General features: G+C 72.0%; 19 protein-coding genes and 1 pseudogene. 12 read left to right on the plus strand and 8 right to left on the minus strand.

The annotated features are described in order from the left end of the window. The 4 genes from ACWGI8_RS21405 to ACWGI8_RS21420 all read left to right on the plus strand — a co-directional run. Positions 1-550 (plus strand): methyltransferase domain-containing protein (locus ACWGI8_RS21405; protein ID WP_453663035.1); only part of this gene is annotated, 550 nt, incomplete at its 5' end. Continuing rightward, positions 547-699, plus strand: a complete 153-nt coding sequence (locus ACWGI8_RS21410; protein WP_453663037.1) for a hypothetical protein — start codon at positions 547-549, stop codon at positions 697-699. The genes ACWGI8_RS21405 and ACWGI8_RS21410, both read left to right, overlap by 4 nt. Further along, entirely contained in the window at positions 696-1,205 is a 510-nt protein-coding gene (locus ACWGI8_RS21415; RefSeq protein WP_453663038.1) for a mycothiol transferase, read from the plus strand. Before ACWGI8_RS21410 ends, ACWGI8_RS21415 begins: the two co-directional genes overlap by 4 nt. 37 nt (positions 1,206-1,242) lie before the next feature. After that, entirely contained in the window at positions 1,243-2,229 is a 987-nt protein-coding gene (locus ACWGI8_RS21420; protein ID WP_453663039.1) for a D-cysteine desulfhydrase family protein, read from the plus strand. 179 nt (positions 2,230-2,408) lie between these two features. On the opposite strand, the gene ACWGI8_RS21425 is transcribed toward ACWGI8_RS21420, so the two are convergent. After that, positions 2,409-2,867 carry a hypothetical protein gene (locus ACWGI8_RS21425; RefSeq protein ID WP_453663040.1) on the minus strand — a complete coding sequence of 153 codons (459 nt, stop codon included), beginning with the start codon at positions 2,865-2,867 and terminating at the stop codon, positions 2,409-2,411. Further along, entirely contained in the window at positions 2,867-4,012 is a 1,146-nt protein-coding gene (locus ACWGI8_RS21430; RefSeq protein ID WP_453663041.1) for a molybdopterin-dependent oxidoreductase, read from the minus strand. Before ACWGI8_RS21430 ends, ACWGI8_RS21425 begins: the two co-directional genes overlap by 1 nt. 166 nt (positions 4,013-4,178) lie before the next feature. On the opposite strand from ACWGI8_RS21430, the gene ACWGI8_RS21435 reads away from it, so the two are divergent. Both ACWGI8_RS21435 and ACWGI8_RS21440 read left to right on the plus strand, forming a co-directional pair. After that, positions 4,179-5,588, plus strand: coding sequence for a glycosyltransferase 87 family protein (locus tag ACWGI8_RS21435; protein WP_453663042.1), 1,410 nt, complete (start codon positions 4,179-4,181; stop codon positions 5,586-5,588). Positions 5,589-5,684: 96 nt separating this feature from the next. Further along, positions 5,685-7,622: a M64 family metallopeptidase gene (locus tag ACWGI8_RS21440; protein WP_453663043.1), complete on the plus strand. Its 1,938-nt coding sequence runs from the start codon at positions 5,685-5,687 to the stop codon at positions 7,620-7,622. Here ACWGI8_RS21440 and ACWGI8_RS21445 read toward each other — a convergent pair. The 3 genes from ACWGI8_RS21445 to ACWGI8_RS21455 all read right to left on the minus strand — a co-directional run bounded on the left by ACWGI8_RS21445 (position 7,615) and on the right by ACWGI8_RS21455 (position 9,609). After that, positions 7,615-8,424 (minus strand): SAM-dependent methyltransferase, encoded by an 810-nt coding sequence (locus ACWGI8_RS21445; RefSeq protein ID WP_453663044.1) that lies wholly within the window; start codon positions 8,422-8,424, stop codon positions 7,615-7,617. The two genes, ACWGI8_RS21440 and ACWGI8_RS21445, sit on opposite strands and share 8 nt — an antisense overlap. 87 nt (positions 8,425-8,511) lie before the next feature. After that, positions 8,512-8,748: a DUF397 domain-containing protein gene (locus ACWGI8_RS21450; RefSeq protein ID WP_453663046.1), complete on the minus strand. Its 237-nt coding sequence runs from the start codon at positions 8,746-8,748 to the stop codon at positions 8,512-8,514. Continuing rightward, positions 8,749-9,609 carry a helix-turn-helix domain-containing protein gene (locus tag ACWGI8_RS21455; RefSeq protein ID WP_453663047.1) on the minus strand — a complete coding sequence of 287 codons (861 nt, stop codon included), beginning with the start codon at positions 9,607-9,609 and terminating at the stop codon, positions 8,749-8,751. 274 nt (positions 9,610-9,883) lie between these two features. Between ACWGI8_RS21455 and ACWGI8_RS21460 the strand changes: the two genes are divergently transcribed. Together ACWGI8_RS21460 and ACWGI8_RS21465 are read left to right on the plus strand one after the other, a co-directional pair. Next, complete coding sequence (locus ACWGI8_RS21460; protein WP_453663048.1) at positions 9,884-10,354, plus strand: ATP-binding protein; 471 nt, start codon at positions 9,884-9,886, stop codon at positions 10,352-10,354. A gap of 5 nt (positions 10,355-10,359) precedes the next feature. Then, positions 10,360-10,761: a hypothetical protein gene (locus tag ACWGI8_RS21465; protein ID WP_453663060.1), complete on the plus strand. Its 402-nt coding sequence runs from the start codon at positions 10,360-10,362 to the stop codon at positions 10,759-10,761. Here the strand turns inward: ACWGI8_RS21465 and ACWGI8_RS21470 are convergent. After that, positions 10,739-11,950, minus strand: coding sequence for a cytochrome P450 family protein (locus ACWGI8_RS21470; protein WP_453663049.1), 1,212 nt, complete (start codon positions 11,948-11,950; stop codon positions 10,739-10,741). The two genes, ACWGI8_RS21465 and ACWGI8_RS21470, sit on opposite strands and share 23 nt — an antisense overlap. Positions 11,951-12,055: 105 nt before the next feature. On the opposite strand from ACWGI8_RS21470, the gene ACWGI8_RS21475 reads away from it, so the two are divergent. Further along, complete coding sequence (locus ACWGI8_RS21475) at positions 12,056-12,874, plus strand: metallophosphoesterase family protein (RefSeq protein WP_453663051.1); 819 nt, start codon at positions 12,056-12,058, stop codon at positions 12,872-12,874. 12 nt (positions 12,875-12,886) lie between these two features. Here the strand turns inward: ACWGI8_RS21475 and ACWGI8_RS21480 are convergent, their stop codons facing one another. Next, positions 12,887-13,657, minus strand: a complete 771-nt coding sequence (locus ACWGI8_RS21480) for a VOC family protein (protein ID WP_453663052.1) — start codon at positions 13,655-13,657, stop codon at positions 12,887-12,889. A gap of 135 nt (positions 13,658-13,792) precedes the next feature. Here ACWGI8_RS21480 and ACWGI8_RS21485 point away from each other — a divergent pair, with 135 nt between their 5' ends. Both ACWGI8_RS21485 and ACWGI8_RS21490 read left to right on the plus strand, forming a co-directional pair. Further along, positions 13,793-14,365, plus strand: coding sequence for a nucleotide triphosphate diphosphatase NUDT15 (locus ACWGI8_RS21485; protein WP_453663054.1), 573 nt, complete (start codon positions 13,793-13,795; stop codon positions 14,363-14,365). A gap of 116 nt (positions 14,366-14,481) precedes the next feature. After that, the gene (locus ACWGI8_RS21490) at positions 14,482-16,041 is read left to right on the plus strand and encodes a sigma-70 family RNA polymerase sigma factor (protein ID WP_453663056.1); all 1,560 of its coding nucleotides are present in this window, start codon (positions 14,482-14,484) and stop codon (positions 16,039-16,041) included. Between the two features lie 128 nt (positions 16,042-16,169). Here ACWGI8_RS21490 and ACWGI8_RS21495 read toward each other — a convergent pair whose 3' ends face one another. Beyond that, positions 16,170-16,577: a hypothetical protein gene (locus ACWGI8_RS21495; RefSeq protein WP_453663058.1), complete on the minus strand. Its 408-nt coding sequence runs from the start codon at positions 16,575-16,577 to the stop codon at positions 16,170-16,172. Between the two features lie 475 nt (positions 16,578-17,052). Between ACWGI8_RS21495 and ACWGI8_RS21500 the strand changes: the two are divergent. Then, a pseudogene (locus ACWGI8_RS21500) lies at positions 17,053-17,132 on the plus strand (type A2 lantipeptide); the annotation flags it as partial.

Consider the following 17,132-nt stretch of genomic DNA (forward strand, 5'->3'; position numbering starts at 1 on the left):
CCGCACGGTGCTGGACCGCTGCCGGGGGCCGGTACTGGACATAGGCTGCGGCCCGGGACGGCTCGTGGCCGCGCTGGCCGGGCTGGGGCGGACGACCCTGGGTGTCGACGTCAGCCCGGCGGCGGTCGCCCGTGCGGTCCGCTCGGGTGGCAGCGCGCTGTGCCGGTCGGTCTTCGACCCGCTGCCGAGGGAGGGCAGTTGGGGTACGGCGCTGCTGATCGACGGAAACATCGGCATCGGCGGCGATCCGCGCGCCCTGCTCTCCCGGGTCGCCGAACTCGTCGCCCCGGACGGGGTGCTGATCGCCGAGGCCGCTCCCGTCGACGTCGACGAACGCGTGGACGTGCGGGTGGTCGACGGCGACGGAGCTCCGGGCGCTCCCTTCCCGTGGGCCCGGGTGGGGCTTTCCGCCCTGGTCGGCCACGCGGCGGCGACGGGCTGGACGCGCGCCCTGCCGTGGACGGCCGATGGGCGTACGTTCGTGTGCCTGTCCCGTGGCCGCCCGGCCCCGACGCCGTTGTCGGTGGCGGCTGTTACGTTCCACGCATGACGAAGCACGTGCCCCCTACCGGGGGCGAGAAGGACATCCTGCGCGAGCCGGTCGACGGCGCGACGAGCAGTCTGCGGGCCCGGGGAGCCGAATCCCCGCCGTGTCGGACCCGCGCCGCAGGAGACGTGCGCGGTTCACTCGCCGTATGAACACCGCAGATGTGCTCGCCGACGCTTTCGGACGTGTCCGGGAGGTCGTGCACGAGGCTGTCGAGGGGCTCTCGGCAGACGAACTCAACGCCAGGCTCGACCCCGGTGCCAACTCCATCGCCTGGCTGGTGTGGCACCTCACGCGCATCCAGGACGACCACGTGGCCGACGCGGCCGGCCGGGATCAGGTCTGGACCTCCCAGGACTGGGTGGGCCGCTTCGGGCTTCCGTTCGCCGAGGGAGAGACCGGCTACGGCCACTCCCGCAAACAGGTCGCGGCGGTCCAAGTAGACTCGGGCGAACTGCTGCTCGGCTACTTCGACGCCGTCCATGAGGAGACCGTCACGTTCGTCGGCGGCCTGAAGGGCACGGCGCTGAACCGGGTCGTGGACGACTCGTGGTCCCCGCCCGTGACCCTGGGCGTCCGGCTGGTGAGCGTCATCGCCGACGATCTCCAGCACGCCGGGCAGGCCGCGTTCGTCCGGGGCTCGCTCGAACGCCGCTGAGACACCGTTCCACCTTCAGGAGGGCAGCGCCGAAACGATGACCGACGACAGCGGTACCCCGCGACGGGCCGCGCTCGGCGCATGGCCGACGCCGCTCGAACCCGAGCCGCGGCTGGCCCGTGCGCTCGGCCTCGGCCCGGACGACCTGTGGATCAAACGGGACGACCTCACCGGTCTGGGCGGCGGCGGGAACAAGGTCCGCAAGCTTGAGTGGCTCTGCGGCGCGGCGCTGGCCGACGGCGCCACGGTCCTGGTGACCACGGGCGCACCGCAGAGCAACCACGCACGGCTGACCGCGGCCGCCGGGGCTCGGCTGGGGCTCGACGTCGTGCTGGTGCTCGCCGGCACGCCCGGATCGTCGGCCTCCGGCAACATCGCGCTCGACGGGCTGTTCGGCGCCCGGGTCGTGTGGGCGGGTGGCATCGGTGGCGAGGCGCTCGGCTCCGTCGCCGAGCAGGTGACCGAGCGACTGCGGGACCAGGGCGCCGTCCCGGCGCTGATCCCCTTCGGCGGTTCCAGCGTGCTCGGTGCGCGCGGTTACGTCGAGTGCGGACGCGAACTCCTCGCCCAGGCCCCCGACCTGGCCACGGTCGTCGTCGCGATGGGCTCCGGCGGGACCATGGCCGGCCTGGTCGGCGTGCTGGGTCCCGCGCGCGTACTCGGCGTCCACTGCGGAGCCGTCGGCGATCCCGCCCGGACCGTGTCCGAACTGGCCGCCGGGCTGTCCGGCACGCCCTGCCCGGCGGAGACCCTGAGACTGAGGCTCGACCAGGTCGGCGACGGTTACGCTGCGTTGACCGAGCCGGTCATGGCCGCCCTGACGCTGGCGGCCCGCACCGAAGGGATCGTGCTCGACCCGATCTACACCGGGCGCGCCCTGGCCGGCCTGACCGCAGCGATCGAGGACGGCGACATCGTGCCCGGACAGCGCACGATCCTCCTGCACTCGGGCGGTCTGCCGGGGTTCTTCGGCCACGCGGAGACGCTCGCAAGGGCGGAGGGCGCACTCAGCGCCGGTTCGTGACCCTCGGGGCATTCCCGTCCCCTGTCGTTCCGTGCCCGGGCGTTCCGTGCCCGGGCGTTCAGCGCCCGGGCGTTCAGCGCCCGGGCGTTCAGCGCCCGGGCGTTCCGTGGATGACGATCGCTGCTCACAGCAGGAGCGCTCATGCAGCCCGGTCCGGAGTGCACAGTTGACGTCCGAGGTCAGTCGTCGGAAGGCGGGACAGTCTTGGCCTTCTCCTCACGACGCGCTCGCCGCCGCTCCGGCCACCCCGACAGTGAGCGCGCCACCCGGCCCAGCAGCAGCACACCGGCGGTCAGGGAGGCCACGACGCCGAGCGTCAGCAGCCAGTTGCGAAGGTAGTCCAGCGGCAACGCGGACGGGTTCGTCGGGGCGCCCGGGCGCAGCAGGGGTGGCAGGGCGATCAGGGTCAGCGCGCCGCAGACGATGAGCCCCGCCCGGAGTGTGCCGCGCGCGGGCAGGGCCGCCAGCAGGAAGCCCACCGCCAGGACCAGAGGCGCGATGAGTCCGTCATGGAGGACGACCGCCCCTCCCAGCCAGACCACCGCGTCCCACGGGTCGCGTACGTCGCCCGCGCCGAACAGCAGCCACGCGCCGAAGCCCATCAGAGCGACGCCCACCGCGCCCACGACGACCCGCATCACAGCACCTCCAGCCGGCTGACCCATTTCGTCTGGAGCACACCGGGCCGGTTCGGGGCGATGATGCGCGCCGGGAAACCGTGGTCGAGCGTCAGCACCTCACCGTTCAGCCGCAGGGCGAGCAGCGTCAGCGGGTCGCGCGCGTACCCCCGGCCCATCTCCATGATCCGGTACGCGCCGTGCCGCTCCAGTGACACCACGCGCAGCAGCGCGCCGGGCGGCGCCCCGGCCCGGTCCAGCAGGTCCCGGATCCGTACCCCCGTCCACTCGGCCGACTTGCTCCAGCCCTCGACGCAGGCGATCGGCAGGGTCACGGTGTGCTGGGGCATGGCCCGGAGGTCGTCGAGCGACAGCTCGTACGGGCGGGGCCCGGCCACCGACAGCCGCCAGCGATCCGCCTGCACCCCGGCGGCGAGCCCTGCCGCCGCCGCGGTCCGGTTGACCGGCAGGCCCTGCGGGCCGTGATCGGGGTGGCGGGGCGCCAGCAGGTCGAGGCTCTTCAGCGGGGTGAGGGACTGACCCACCGTGACCACGGTGACCGCGCCGACGGCCGCCGCGACTCCGGTCAGGAACGACCGCCGGTCCGGCCCGTCCTCCGCCGGCAGCTCCAGTGTCCCGGGCGAGCGCCGGGTCCAGTGCGCCTTGATCTCGGGCGCCTTGACCGCGAGGTGCAGCAGCAGCGCGCCCACCAGCACCCAGGCGACCGCGTAGTGCACCGGTACGAAGGAGAACGGCCACGGATACCACTGCACGGTGTTCAGCAGCCCGCTGAACACCTGGAACACGGCCGCCGCCACCAGCACCCCGATCGACAGCCGTTCCAGTGCGTGCCGTACGGACCGGGCCGGCGGCCACACGAAGAGCCTCGGGTACACGGTCCACAGCTTCGCCATCAGCAGCGGGATCGTGGCGATTCCGCTCGCGACGTGCAGCCCCTGCGTCAGCCGGTAGCCCCAGACGGGCCGGGGCGGCAGCAGCGGCAGCAGCCAGTCCGGCGGCTTCTGCAGGAAATGGCTGATCAGCCCGGTCAGGAAGCACACCGCGATCGTCACGCCGAGCCAGCGGCCGACGGCGGTGGCGGTGCGCGGGTCGTGCAGCCGGCCCTTGAAGGACGGCAGGGGTGGCCGCTTCAGCGCGGGCCGCATCGATGCGGGCCACCTCAGTGCCGGTGGACGCAGTGCCGGTGTTCGGAACCTCATGTCTCCATCAGACCCCCGAACCGGCCCCCGGGGCGGCTCTGACACCTTACGGATCGCTGACGTCAGCGGTCGGTGCACGGCCCGCGGGCGCCGGGACTGCCACGCTGAGCAGGTGATCACCCCGCGCACCCTCGGCACCGGCCTCCTCCTCGCCGCCCTCACCACCGCGCTCGCCCTCACGGTCCGCAAGGACGGCTACTTCTCGGACCCGGTCGGCCTGGCGGGCTGGTACGGGGCCTGCTGGCTGCTGTTCGCCGCGGCCGTGTGGTGTCTGCGCAGAGTGCCGGTGCGCCCCGCCGTGGCGCTGATCCTCGGGGGCGGCGTGATCGTCGCCGCGACCGGTCTGCTCGCTCCCCCGCGCACCAGCAGCGACATGTACCGCTACGCCTGGGACGGGCGGGTGCAGGCCGCCAGGATCTCCCCGTACGACCACGCGCCCGCCGACCCGGCGCTCGCCCCGCTGCGCGATCCGTGGCTCTTCCCCACGGATGTGGGCTGCGCGGGCCCGGAGCGTGCGCGGATCCCGGGCCCGAAGGGCGAGATCCACTGCACCCTGATCAACCGTCCGCAGGTCCACACCATCTATCCGCCGGTCGCCGAGGGCTACTTCCTGCTGGTCCACGCGCTGTCTCCCGACGGTGCACGGCACAAACCGCTCCAGACCGGCGGCGCGCTGCTGTCGGTGGGCGTGACCGGCGCGCTGCTCCTGGTCCTGCGGCGGCGCGGTGGCGATCCGCGTACCGCGGCGTACTGGGCGTGGTGTCCGGCCGTCCCCCTCGAAGCCGTCGACAACGCCCATGCCGATGTGCTCGGCGTGCTGCTCGGGGTGGCCGGACTCGCGGTCGTCGTACGCCACCGGGCGGCGGGCGGCGCACTCCTCGGCGCCGCCACGGCCACCAAGTTGCTGCCCGCGGTCCTCCTGCCCGGGGCATTGTCCGGGGTACGCCGATGGCGTGACGCGGCCGCCGTCCTGTTGCCCGCCGCCGCCGTCGTCGCGCTGACGTATCTGCCGTACGTCCTTCTTTCCCACGGCTCGGTCTTCGGCTATCTCACCGGCTACGTCGAGGAGGAAGGGTACGAAGACGCCTCGGCCCGCAGCCGGTACGCCCTGCTGCGGCTGGTGCTGCCGGACGACTGGGCGGCCTGGGCCCTGGTCGCGGCGATGCTCTGCGTCGTCGCCCGGGTACTCCTGCGCGGGGATCCCGAACGGCCGTGGAGCGGCGCCCTGCTCGTCACCGGCACCGCGTTCCTGCTGCTCACGCCCGGCTACTCGTGGTACGCGCTGCTGCTGGTCGCGCTGGTGGCCCTGGACGGCCGGTGGGAGTGGCTGGGCGTGGCCATGGCCGGCGCCACGAAGTACGTCACGGCCCAGTCCGAGGCCGATCCGTACGTGGTCACCGCGACGGCCTACGCGGTCGCAGCCGGCGCGGTGCTCGCCGGCTGCGTCCTGCGGCGAAGGCGGCGCTCCCGCGACGACGACGAGCGGGTCAGCACCGGCCCTGCCCGGTCGGTCCGGTCGTAGCGTCGGCCGGTTCGAGGAGCGCGACCAGCGGGTCGGCTTCATGGCCAACTCGGCTGTCTTTACGGCCCATTGGGCACGGACCTACGCTCCCGCCCCATGGACACCTCCGGCATACGCTTTCCCAGAGCCGCGGCGCTCGCCACCGCGGGCGCCCTGGTCTTCTCCGGTCTGCTCGGCGCGGCACCGCCCGCGACGGCCGAAGCCGTCGCCGACGAGCCGGTGGCCGAGAACGCCACCGTCGTCCCCGTCCAGACCACGGGCCCGGCCGACAAGCGCTTCAATCTCGTCGTCCTCGGCGACGGCTACACCGCCGCCGGCATGGACGAGTTCCGCGCGGACGTCGACAAACATCTGCAAGTGCTGTGGAGCACCGAGCCGTTCGCCTCGTACCGCTCGTACATCAATGTGTGGGCGGTCGAGGTGCCCTCGCCCGAGCAGGGCGTCGACTGCGACCCGTCACTGGACGCCCCACGCCGTGACACCCCGCTGAACATGGGCTTCTGGGGCGGCTGCAATCCGGAGAGCGTGCAGCGACTGCTCACCGTCGACAGCGGTGCCGCGACCGCGCTGGCCGATCTCGTCGCCGGGACGACGGGCGCCAACCGTCAGATCGTGGCGCTCGCGAACAGCGACACGTACGGCGGTGCGGGCGGCACGTACGCCACCGCATCCGGAGGCAATGCCCTCTCCTCTCTCATCACCCCGCACGAGATCGGCCACTCGCTGGGCAAGCTCCAGGACGAGTACGACTACTACGGCCGGGGCGTCCCCGGCGGCACGTACACCGGCGGCGAGCCCGCGTCCGTGCACCACACCCTCCTCACCGAGCAGCAGATGCGGGACCAGCAGGCGAAGTGGTGGCGCTGGCTGGGCGAGAAGAGCGAGTCGGGCGGTGTGATCGGACGGCACGAGGGCGGGATGTACAGCACCAAGGGTGTCTGGCGGCCCAGCAAGCACTCGATCATGAAGACCCTGGGTTACGCCTTCGACCAGGTGGAACGGGAGGTGATGATCCGCGCGATCTCCGCCAAGGTGAACCTGGTCCAGGACCGCACCCCGGACGCCGCTCCGATCGGCGCCGACCGGACGGTGTGGGTCGACACCCTGCACCCGGTCGGCGGCGAACTCGACGTCGTCTGGCGGCTCGACGGCCGTCCGCTGCGGCACACCGACGGCGCCCGCACCGTGGATCTGCGCAGGATCGGCATCGGCCGGGGTACGCACACCCTCACGGCCACCGTCACCGATCCGACTCCGTTCGTCCGCGATCCCGCCGTCCGCGCCTCGGCCGCGCTGACCCGCACCGTGAGCTGGACGGTCGACACGTCCGTAAGGACGCACCACACTCCGGTCCCCGCGGCCTTCACGGGCCACACCGCCACCGGGACGCCCGTCGGGGCCGGGTCCGTCGTGTACGCCGACACCACGCACCCCACGGACCGGACGCACACCGTCCGTTGGTCCCTCGACGGCCGTCCGCTCGTGAACCCCGGCAACGACCGCGATCTGGACCTCGGCGCGCTGCGGCTCCGTCCCGGGACGCACACACTGACGGCCGGGATCGCGGGAACGGACGCCGTGCTGCGCTGGACCGTGGACGCGGCCCCGGCGGCGGGTTCGTACGAGCTGTCCGAGCCGCTGCGGACGGTGCACCGGCCCGGGCGGCCGCCCGAGTACGTGTACGACGGTCCGTTCACCATGCGGCTGACGGCGAGCGACGACCAACCCGGCACGGTCGTCTCGCAGTTCCGGGTGGACGGCGACGGCTGGTACACGTACTACGGCTGGCCGACGGACGCCGACGCGCCGTTCCGCTTCACCCCGAGCGGCACCGTCATCGACGATCTCGTCTACGGCAAGCTCGGTACGCCGCGTGCCGTGCCGTGGGACGACGCGACACCCGACTACGGCACCCACACCGTCGAGCACCGGACGATCGACTCGGCCGGAAACGTCAGCAGGGCGACGAGTTTCCTCGTCACCCTGCTCGAGCCTCGGTTCGCCCAGGCCCTGTCCGGACGGAGCGTCAGCTGACGCGGGCGACTCCCGCGTAGCCGGGGATGGGTTCGTCGCCCAGCACGTCGATGACCTCGCCGAGCTCGGGGTGCCATTCAGCGGTCAGTGACACACCGGGCTCGACGAGCTCCAGACTGTCGAAGAACCGGGTGAACTCCTCGCGGGAGCGGGGGCGCAGCGTGAGCCCGCGGGCCTGGTACATCGCGCGGGCCTGCGCCGCCTTCGCCGGGTCGAAGTCGCCCGTCGTGTGGGACAGCACGAGGTAGCTGCCGGGTGCGAGCTGCTGGACCAGCCGGTCCACCAGCTCGTACGCGCCGTCCTCGTCGTCCACGAAGTGCAGCAGCGCGAGCAGCGACAGCGCGATCGGCCGGGTGAAGTCCAGGACCTTGCCCGCCGCGTCCAGGATCGCCTCGGGATCGCGGGCGTCCGCCTGGATGTAGTCGGTGGCGCCCTCGGGGGTGCTGCGCAGCAGGGCCTCGGCGTGGGCGAGCACGATCGGGTCGTTGTCGCAGTAGACGACGCGGGACTCGGGGGCGACCTGCTGGGCTATCTGGTGGAGATTGGGCTCGGTGGGGATGCCGGTGCCGATGTCGAGGTACTGGCGTACGCCGTTCCTGCCGAGCCAGCGCGTGGCGCGGTGCATATAGGCCCGGTTGACCCTGGCCATGTCACGGCCGCGCGCGTCCAGGGTGAGGAGTTGCTTGGCCATCTCCTCGTCGACCGGGTAGTTGTCCTTGCCTCCGAGGAACCAGTCGTACATACGAGCCGGATGCGGCTTGCTGGTGTCGATCCGTACGGCGGCGGGGTCTTGCCCGGTCATCTGGCGTCTCCAAGGGTCTGCGACGGGTGGGCGACAAGAGGACGAACGAACGGAACTGCACGTACCACTCGGGCGGTCGGTCCCGGGTCACGTCAGAAGGAAGTCTGCCTGACCGGACTTGGCGCCCTGGATGAAAGCGGCGATCTCGCCGTGCGTGTAGATGAGAGCGGGGCCTTCAGGGTCGGCGGACTGGCGCACCGCGACCCTGCCGTCGGCCAGCTTCATGGCCTCGATGCAGTTGCCGCCGTTGCCGCCGCTCCACGGCTTGTGCCACCCCTCCGAGCCGAGCTCCCGGGCAGGCATGCCGTTGTATATGCGATCCATTCACAGCTCCTTGCGGACGCCCCGGAGGATGTCCTTCGTGCGTTGCGCGGTGGCGGCCTGGGCCGCCATGCGGTCCATGACCTCCAGGTGCGAGGCCACCTCGGGGCGCGCGTCGAGATAGACCGCGCCGGTCAGGTACTCGCTGTAGACCATGTCGGGCAGCTCGGGCACGGCGAACCGGAAGAGAACGAACGGTCCGTAGGTGCCGGGGTGCGGCCCGGTCGCGAACTCCGCGACCTGGAGCGTGACGTTCGGCAGTTCGACGGCTTCGAGGAGCCGGTCGATCTGGGCCCGCATCACCTCTGGGGTGCCCGCCGGCCGGCGGAGCACCGTCTCGTCCATGACCACCCAGAATCTGGGGGCGTCGGCTCTGGTGAGCAGTCCCTGCCGCTCCATCCGCAGGGCGACGTGCCGCTCGATGTCGTCGGCGCTGGTGGCGCCGAGGGCTCCGCTGCGCATGACGCCGCGCGCGTACTCCTCGGTCTGGAGGAGTCCGGGGACGAAGTGGGGTTCGTACGCCCGGATGAGACTCGCGGCCCCCTCCAGGCTGACGTACATGCTGAACCAGCCGGGCAGGACGTCGTGGAAACGCTGCCACCAGCCCGGCTTGTTGGCGTCCTCGGCGAGTTGGACGAAACCGTCGGCCTCGTCGTCGGCGATGCCGTAGGCCCGCAGGAGGAGTTGCACGTAGGGGATTTTCAGCGCGACCTCGGCCATCTCCATCCGGCGGATGGTGGCGGGGGCCACTCGGAGCACCTTGGCGGCCTCCTCGCGTTTCAGGCCGGCTCGCTCCCGCAGATCCTGCAGTCGCTTGCCCAGTACGACCTGCCCCACCGTGGGGGCGGACCGCGGCTCGCTCACTACAGACCTCCCCAGCGCGCTGTTCTCGATGTCACGGCGTCACGGCGTCACGAGTCGGTGACACGACTCCTTGTTCGGAGACGCGACTCGGCGTCACGGCGAGTGTGCCATGACACTCTCCCTCAGAACTCGACACTCTGCAATTTTCAGAGTGCCTCTTGCCAAGTGTCGCCGCCGGGTGGAAAGTGTGTCGGTGAACCAGTTCACGAGGCTGCCGCGCTCTGCTCCGGGAGAGGCACGACCGGCACTGCTTCCCCACCGTTAAGGATTGGTCGTGGCTTCTGGTAACGCGCTCAACCCGCTGCTCGTCGGCACGTTCGCGCCGGCCTTCACGGGGTTGGCGATCCGCCGCTTCGGGTTCGAGCTGCCCGGCCGCACCGATTCGGTCGCACGCGCCCGCCGCCTGCTCCGGGAACGGATGCTGCGCTGGGGCCTTGGCGACGACCACCTCGACGCGGTGGCCCTGGTCGCGACCGAGCTGTTCACCAACGCCGTGGTGCACACCGAGAGCGAGCGCGTCCTGTGCGAACTGCGCGACGCGGAAGGCCAGTTGCGCATAGCGGTGCAGGACCAGGGCTGCCCGCCCGGCGAGCCGCGACTGTGCCGGATCTCCGAGGACGAGCGCGGGCGCGGACTGCTGCTGGTGGACGCCGTGAGCAGCGCCTGGGGCGCGCACGACGCACAGCCGGGTCCCGGCCGTATCGTCTGGGCCGAGCTGGCGCTCGACCTGGAGGGTCCGTGCTGAGGACCATGGCCGGGCTGCTCTCCCGCAGTCGCCACGGGACTCAGGAGCAGTTTCGCCTGGAGGTCCCGCCGGGCCTGCCCGCAACACTGGGCTGCGACGCGGTCGGGGTGCCCGCGCGGCACGGCCGCCGGATGCTGGCCAAGCTGCCGAGCACGGGCTGTGTCTACTCGGACACGGACTGGTGGTGGTGGATCGTGCCCGCCGGCTCCGACCTGGAGCTGAGGTGGCCGCTGCCCTCGTACTACTCCCGCGGGGCATACGTACCGGCTGCGGCGCGGCTGATCCACTGGCCCGAGGACACCAGCCCCTACACCCCGCCCATCCCGCTCTACCTGATGATCTGCCAGATCACCGGCACCGCGCCCGCCTGGGCGGATTACGGGCTCAGAAGCGCACAGGGAGCCTGAGCAGCCCGCGGGCCCGCATCGAGGGACGGTGGGCGAGCTCGTCCTCCGCCGCGTCGAGGGCCAGCCGGGGAAAGCGCTCCAGCAGCGCGCCGAGCGCGATCGCGGTCTCCAGCCTGGCCAGCGGTGCGCCGAGGCAGTAGTGGATCCCGTGGCCGAGCGCCAGATGCGCGCCGGCGTCCGTACGGTCCAGCTCCAGCCGGTCCGGGGCGGTGAACCGGCCGGGATCCCGGTTCGCCGCCGCGAGCGAGAGCAGGACGGTCTCCCCGGCCGGGACGGTGACCCCGCCGATGGTGACGTCCTGAACGGGGAAACGACGGATCGCCAGCAGCGCGGGGCCGTCGTAGCGGGCCAGCTCCTCGACGGCGGGTCCCAGCCGGCCCGCCGGGTCGGCGCGCAGCGCCGCGAGCTGCTCCGGGTGGCTCAGCAGCGCCAGGACGGCGTTCCCGATGAGATGGACGGTGTTCTCGTACCCGGCGAAGAGGATCAGGAAGACCAGCGACATCAGCTCGTCCTCGGACAGCCGGTCGCCGTCCTCGTCACGCACCGTGATCAGGGCCGAGATCAGATCGTCACCGGGACTGCGGCGTTTGGTGGCGAGCAGGGCCGTGAAGAACGACAGCATGCTGACAACGGCGTCCTTGGCCGCGTCAGGCCTGGCCGGATCGGGGGCGACGAGCGAGTCCGTCCAGTCCCGGAAGTCCCGCCGGTCCTCCTCGGGCACGCCGAGGAGGTCGCAGATGACCGTGACCGGCAGCGGCGCGGCGTACGCGGCGATGAGATCGGCCCGGCCGTGCGGCTCGATCGCGTCGAGGAGCCGGTGCGCGGTGCGCAGGACGGGGTCCCGCAGCGTCTCGATCCGGGACGGGGTGAACGCGGAAGACACCAGCCTGCGGATCCGCGTGTGGTCCGGCGGGTCCATGTTCATCAGGTTCGCGTCCAGCGCCGGCGGCAGCGCGAAACCACGGTAGCCACCGGGCCCGGCGTTGCTCCGGTCGAGCGACAGCCTGCTGTCGGCGAGCGCCGCGCATACGTCCTCGTAACGGGTGACCAGCCAGACGGGGCTGCCGTCGGGGCCCGCCACCTTGTGCACGGGGGCGGAGCCGCGCAGCCGCTCATAGGCGCCGTACGGGTCGGACAGCAACGAGTCGGAGAGCAACGGGTCGGGCCGGTCGCGCGGGACATCTGACATGCCCTCACCCTAGGCAACGGGGTGGCGGAGACGGACAGTTGCCCCCTCGCGATGGGATGATCGCCATGACGCTTCGGCAGGCTGTCCACTCACGGGGGTTGCGAAATGTCTCTGCTCGCCATCAGTGATCTGCACGTCAACCACAAGGAGAACCGCAAGCACGTCGACAGTCTGCGGCCCGGCTCCGACGACGACTGGCTGCTCGTCGCGGGCGACGTCGGCGACCTGGTGTCGGACATCGAGTGGGCGCTGACGCTGCTGCGCGACCGGTTCGCCAAGGTCGTGTGGGCACCGGGGAACCACGAGCTGTGGACGGTCTCCGCCGACCCCGTCCAGGCACGCGGCGTGGAGCGCTACGAGCTGCTCGTGGAGCTGTGCCGACGGCTGGGCGTGCTGACGCCCGAGGACCCGTACCCGGTCTGGACGGGCGAGGAGGGACCCGTCGCGATCGCGCCGCTGTTCCTGCTGTACGACTACACCTTCCGCCCGGAGGGCGCGGCCAACCAGGAGGAGGCCCTGGACCAGGCGCGCCGCGCGCATGTCGTCTGCACCGACGAACTCCTGCTGCATCCCGACCCGTATCCGAGCCGCGACGCCTGGTGCCGGGCCCGGCTGGAGCTCACCGAGTCACGGCTGGCCGCCGTCCCCGACGGGCTGCCCACGGTGCTGGTCAACCACTATCCGCTGGTCCGTGAGCCGACGCGGGTACTGCGGTATCCCGAATTCGCGCTCTGGTGCGGGACCGAGCACACCGCGGACTGGCACATCCGCCACCGGGCGCGCGCGATGGTGTACGGGCATCTGCACATCCCCCGTACCACCCGGCACGACGGTGTGCCGTTCCACGAGGTGTCGGTGGGCTATCCGCGTGAATGGCGGGAGCGCTCGGGGGAGCCGGCCCTGCCGACCACGATCCTGCGCTGAGTCCGCCCGCGGTCAGCCCTTCGACGCGGGCAGCGTGTGGACCCCGAACGCCGCGCGCTGCGGATCGTGCAGCACCGCGAACCGCGGCCCTCCCTCCATCTGCACCGGTTCCAGGAACACGCCACCGCCCGCGTCCGACGCCGTGTGCGCGGTCGCGTCGACGTCCGTCACCTGGAAGTACGGCAGCCAGTGCGCCGGGACCTCCGGAGGGAAACGCTCGTCCTGCATCCTGAGCAGCCCGCCGAAGTCGTCTCCCCCGACCCCGAACTGGGTGTAGTGCTCCGACGCGTTCACGGTCCAGCCGAAGACCGCCGGATAGAACCGTTTGGCCTCCGCCGGGTCACGGGTCAGCAGCTCGACCCAGCCCAGCGCACCCGGCGCGTTGAGCAGCTCCGCCCCGGCGAAGTTGCGGCCCTGCCAGAGCGAGAAGACCGCGCCCTCGGGGTCCGCGACCACCGCGAAGCGGCCGTCCTCGAAGACGTCCATCGGTCCGGTGAGCAGCGTCCCGCCCGCGTCGGTGACCGCTGCCGCGGTGGCATCCGTGTCGTTCGTCGCGAACAACACGGTCCACGCCGCGGGCTGCTTCGGCTGGTACAGCGGGGTGAGCGCGGCGACCGCGGCGTCGCCGACACGGGCCATGGTGTAGCCGCCGGCCTCGGCCCGCGGATCGGTCGCCGTGCGCCAGCCGAAGACCGTGCCGTAGAAGTCCTGCGCTCCCGGTATGTCGCCGGTGCCGAGCTCGACCCAGCAGGGTCCGCCGATGACGGGCCGGGAAGTCTTCATGGTCGTACCTCCGGGGGTCGGGTCCCCCGCAAGCACGCTATGCCGCCTACGTCACAGCGGCCACCTGTGCACGGCCCGTACGATCAGGCACCGCCGCGCCCGGCCGGGTGGGGCGACAACCCGTCTGGAGGGCCAATGGTGACCCCTGGCAATGCCGCGCGCCTCTCGCCGTCTCCGGCCGCGGCCGGAGAGTCTGCTGCCGGAGAGTCTGCTGCCGGAGAGCCCGCTTCCGGAGAGTCCGCTGTCGCCGAACGCCCCGCGCGGGCGTTCCCCGTACCGAACGGGGTGACCGGCATCGGCATGATCGTCGTCGACGCGGGCGGCCGGATCCTCCTCGGGCTCGCACACAACGGCTGCTGGGAGCTGCCCGGCGGCAAGGTCGACCCCGGTGAGAGCTTCGAGCGGGCGGGGGCGCGCGAACTGGCCGAGGAGACGGCGCTCCGGGTGCGCGAGGAAGACGTACGGATCGTCGCCGTGGTGCTCGAAGGCGAGCGCGGCATCACCCGGGTCTCCGCCGCGGGCCTGGTCACCGGCGTCGAGGGCGAGCCGGAGGTCACCGAGCCGGACAAGATCGTGCGCTGGCAGTGGCACCGTCCGGACACCCTCCCGGCCGAGCTGTTCGTTCCCTCGGCCGCCGTGCTGCGCGCCTGGCGGCCCGAGCTGACGCTGCCGGACGTCCCGGCCCACAGCTATCCCGTTGTCGGCTGACCGGTTCCGGGTTCCTGGGTTGCCGGGTTTTCCGGCTTTCTGTTATCGGCGCGGGGGCGGCGCGTCTCCCATGTGTCGGAGGACAGGCCCGAGTTCTGAAAGAGAGTGGACACAGCGTGAGCAGCGAACGCGAAGCCGCGATGATCATGGCGGCGCAGGCCGGGGACCAGCAGGCGCAGGACCGGCTCGTCGCCGAGTACCTTCCGCTCGTCTACAACATCGTCGGCCGGGCCATGAACGGCCACGCCGACGTGGACGACGTGGTGCAGGAGACCATGCTCCGCGTCCTCGGCGGCCTTGAGGGGCTGCGCAGCCCGGAGAACTTCCGCAGCTGGCTGGTCGCCATCACGATGAACCAGATACGCGGCCACTGGCGCGAGCGCCGGTCGGGCGCGATACCCACCGGCGGCGGTCTGGACGACGCGTACGACGTCGTCGACCCCGGCGCGGACTTCGTGGACCTCACCATCACCCGCCTCGGACTCTCCGGTCAGCGCCGCGAGACCGCCGAGGCCACCCGCTGGCTGGACGAGGACGACCGGGCGCTGCTGTCGCTGTGGTGGCTGGAGGCCGCCGGACAGCTGTCGCGGGCGGAGGTCGCCGCCGCACTGGAGCTGTCCCCGCAGCACACCGCGGTACGGGTGCAGCGGATGAAGGCCCAGTTGGAGACGGCCCGTGTCGTGGTCCGCGCGCTGTCCGCCGACCCGCGCTGCGTCCTGCTGGAGCCGATGGTCGCCGGCTGGGACGGCATACCCTCGGCCCTCTGGCGCAAGCGCCTGGCCCGCCATGCCCGCGGCTGCACGGTCTGCTCGGGGCACTGGTCGGGGCTGGTGCCCGCCGAGGGCCTGCTCGTCGGCCTCGCGCTCGTACCGGTGGCGGCATCGCTCGCCCGGTTCGCCTCGTCGCCGGACATGGTCGCGACCGCTTCCGCCCACGCGCCCGCCTCGGCCCGTACCCAGGCCCGCCTGGAGCGGGCGCGGCGGCGGCGCCGTACCGCGGCCGTTGCCGCCGCGGTCGCCGCTCTCGTCACGGGCGGCGGTGCGGTCCATCTGCTCACCGGCCCCTCGGACGACGAGGAGCCCCGCGCCACGGCTGCCGCCCCGGCCTCCCCGCTGCTTCCGTCGCCCAACCGGAGCCCGTCCCCCTCCCCGTCGCTCACAGCCTCCCCGAGCCCCACTCCGAAGCCCAGCCCGAGCAAGACGGCCAAGCCCAAGCCGAAGCCCACGCCGGCGAAGCCCAGGCCGAAGCCCACGCCCACGCCGGAGCAGCCGGACCCGGCGCCGCCCCTGCCGAGCGGCGACGCCGAGCAGGTCGTCGCCCTGGTCAACTCCGAGCGCGCCAAGGCGGGATGCGGACCGGTGACCAGCAACGACAAGCTCGCCACGGCGGCACAGCGGCACAGCGCGGACATGGCGGCCCGTGACTACTTCGACCACACGAGCCCGGACGGGACCGATCCCGGCGACCGCATCACCGCGGCCGGCTACCGCTGGAGCACGTACGGCGAGAACATCGCGAGGGGCCAGCAGAGCCCTGCGTCGGTGATGGACTCCTGGATGAACAGTTCCGGCCACCGCGCGAACATCCTCAACTGCTCGTTCAAGGAGATCGGCGTGGGCATCCACGACGCGTCCGGCGGGCCGTGGTGGACGCAGGCGTTCGGTACGGCGATGTGAGGTGAACCGGCGTGCGGCGGCGCCGGCCGGCCGGCGCCGGCCGACGGGCCGTCACCGTGCGGCGGTGCCGGGGCACCAGGGAGTGTCTGCGGGACGCCGCCGGGCGGACGGGAGTTCGACGACGCGGTTCAGGCGCAGATGCGTTTGAAGCCGGTCGCCCCCGGCCGGGCCCGGAACGTCACCTCGTGCCCCGCGTCGTCGGTGAAGACCGCCTGCGTCCCGGACGTCAGAGTCATCGTGCCGCGCTGGGTGGGGTTGTCCCACCCTTCGGGCGGGTTTCCCGCGCCGTCGTCGAGCGGCGTCTGAGCCTCGAAGTACGTCGAGCCGATACGGGCCTCGTCGATCCCGCAGTGTGTGTAGAGGTCGTAGGGGATCGCCCGGCCGGACGGCCGGGCCCGGACCGTCTCCACAGCCTCACCCTTACCGGCTTTCCCTGCCTCACCGGCCTCTGCTGCCTGCCCCGCCGCGGTGCAGCCCGTGAGGGCGCCAGCAGCCAGCGCGAGGGCGCACACGATCCGTCCCACTCTCTTGGTCACGGCGCTTGGACGCCCGGTCCGTTCGGGCGGTTCCACCGGCCGACGGCCTCCGGAACACAGTCTTCCGGAAACCTGCACACCGAACGCGCAACCGATGCACAGCAGCTGACCGACGCTCACCGCGTGCGGTGGGGTTGGCGGCATGGCAGGCCATTGGGGCGGGAGTGTCCGATTCCGCTTCGGCGGCGCGCTTCACCCGAAGGGAATCGGGAGCGTGAAGCTTGTGAAGAAGTCGCCGCCGAGGCGTGGACGCACCTGCACGTGAACTTGAATTCGTGCCGGATGAGGCTCTGACCGGGAGTTGTCCGATTGGCTGTCCGGCGCGTCGGCGTGCTTTGATCCGTCGCACCGCGGGAGTTGCACCGAGGGTTCCTGATTTATTGGGCACCCGCACGACCGCTGACGCGGCCGGGTCGTTTTCCGGCGGGACCGGCCGGCACCTTTGAGAGATATCCACATGAAGGGAAGCTTCATCATGAACTTCACCCCCCAGGTCGAGACCGCTGAGATCTCCGACGCCGACCTCGACAACGTCTCGGGCGGTCTGCACAGCGC

The sequence above is a fragment of the Streptomyces sp. NPDC054841 genome, assembly GCF_053611045.1.

What these genes read in the sequence shown, in the direction of transcription:
- ACWGI8_RS21450 (WP_453663046.1), bottom strand. Translation starts at nt 8,748, where the DNA reads ATGGATCGCATATACAACGGCATGCCTGCCCGGGAGCTCGGCTCGGAG.
- ACWGI8_RS21445 (WP_453663044.1), bottom strand. Translation starts at nt 8,424, where the DNA reads ATGACCGGGCAAGACCCCGCCGCCGTACGGATCGACACCAGCAAGCCG.
- ACWGI8_RS21470 (WP_453663049.1), bottom strand. Translation starts at nt 11,950, where the DNA reads ATGTCAGATGTCCCGCGCGACCGGCCCGACCCGTTGCTCTCCGACTCG.
- ACWGI8_RS21440 (WP_453663043.1), top strand. Translation starts at nt 5,685, where the DNA reads ATGGACACCTCCGGCATACGCTTTCCCAGAGCCGCGGCGCTCGCCACC.
- ACWGI8_RS21465 (WP_453663060.1), top strand. Translation starts at nt 10,360, where the DNA reads ATGGCCGGGCTGCTCTCCCGCAGTCGCCACGGGACTCAGGAGCAGTTT.
- ACWGI8_RS21480 (WP_453663052.1), bottom strand. Translation starts at nt 13,657, where the DNA reads ATGAAGACTTCCCGGCCCGTCATCGGCGGACCCTGCTGGGTCGAGCTC.
- ACWGI8_RS21475 (WP_453663051.1), top strand. Translation starts at nt 12,056, where the DNA reads ATGTCTCTGCTCGCCATCAGTGATCTGCACGTCAACCACAAGGAGAAC.
- ACWGI8_RS21410 (WP_453663037.1), top strand. Translation starts at nt 547, where the DNA reads ATGACGAAGCACGTGCCCCCTACCGGGGGCGAGAAGGACATCCTGCGC.
- ACWGI8_RS21485 (WP_453663054.1), top strand. Translation starts at nt 13,793, where the DNA reads ATGGTGACCCCTGGCAATGCCGCGCGCCTCTCGCCGTCTCCGGCCGCG.
- ACWGI8_RS21430 (WP_453663041.1), bottom strand. Translation starts at nt 4,012, where the DNA reads ATGCGGCCCGCGCTGAAGCGGCCACCCCTGCCGTCCTTCAAGGGCCGG.
- ACWGI8_RS21425 (WP_453663040.1), bottom strand. Translation starts at nt 2,867, where the DNA reads ATGCGGGTCGTCGTGGGCGCGGTGGGCGTCGCTCTGATGGGCTTCGGC.
- ACWGI8_RS21415 (WP_453663038.1), top strand. Translation starts at nt 696, where the DNA reads ATGAACACCGCAGATGTGCTCGCCGACGCTTTCGGACGTGTCCGGGAG.
- ACWGI8_RS21420 (WP_453663039.1), top strand. Translation starts at nt 1,243, where the DNA reads ATGACCGACGACAGCGGTACCCCGCGACGGGCCGCGCTCGGCGCATGG.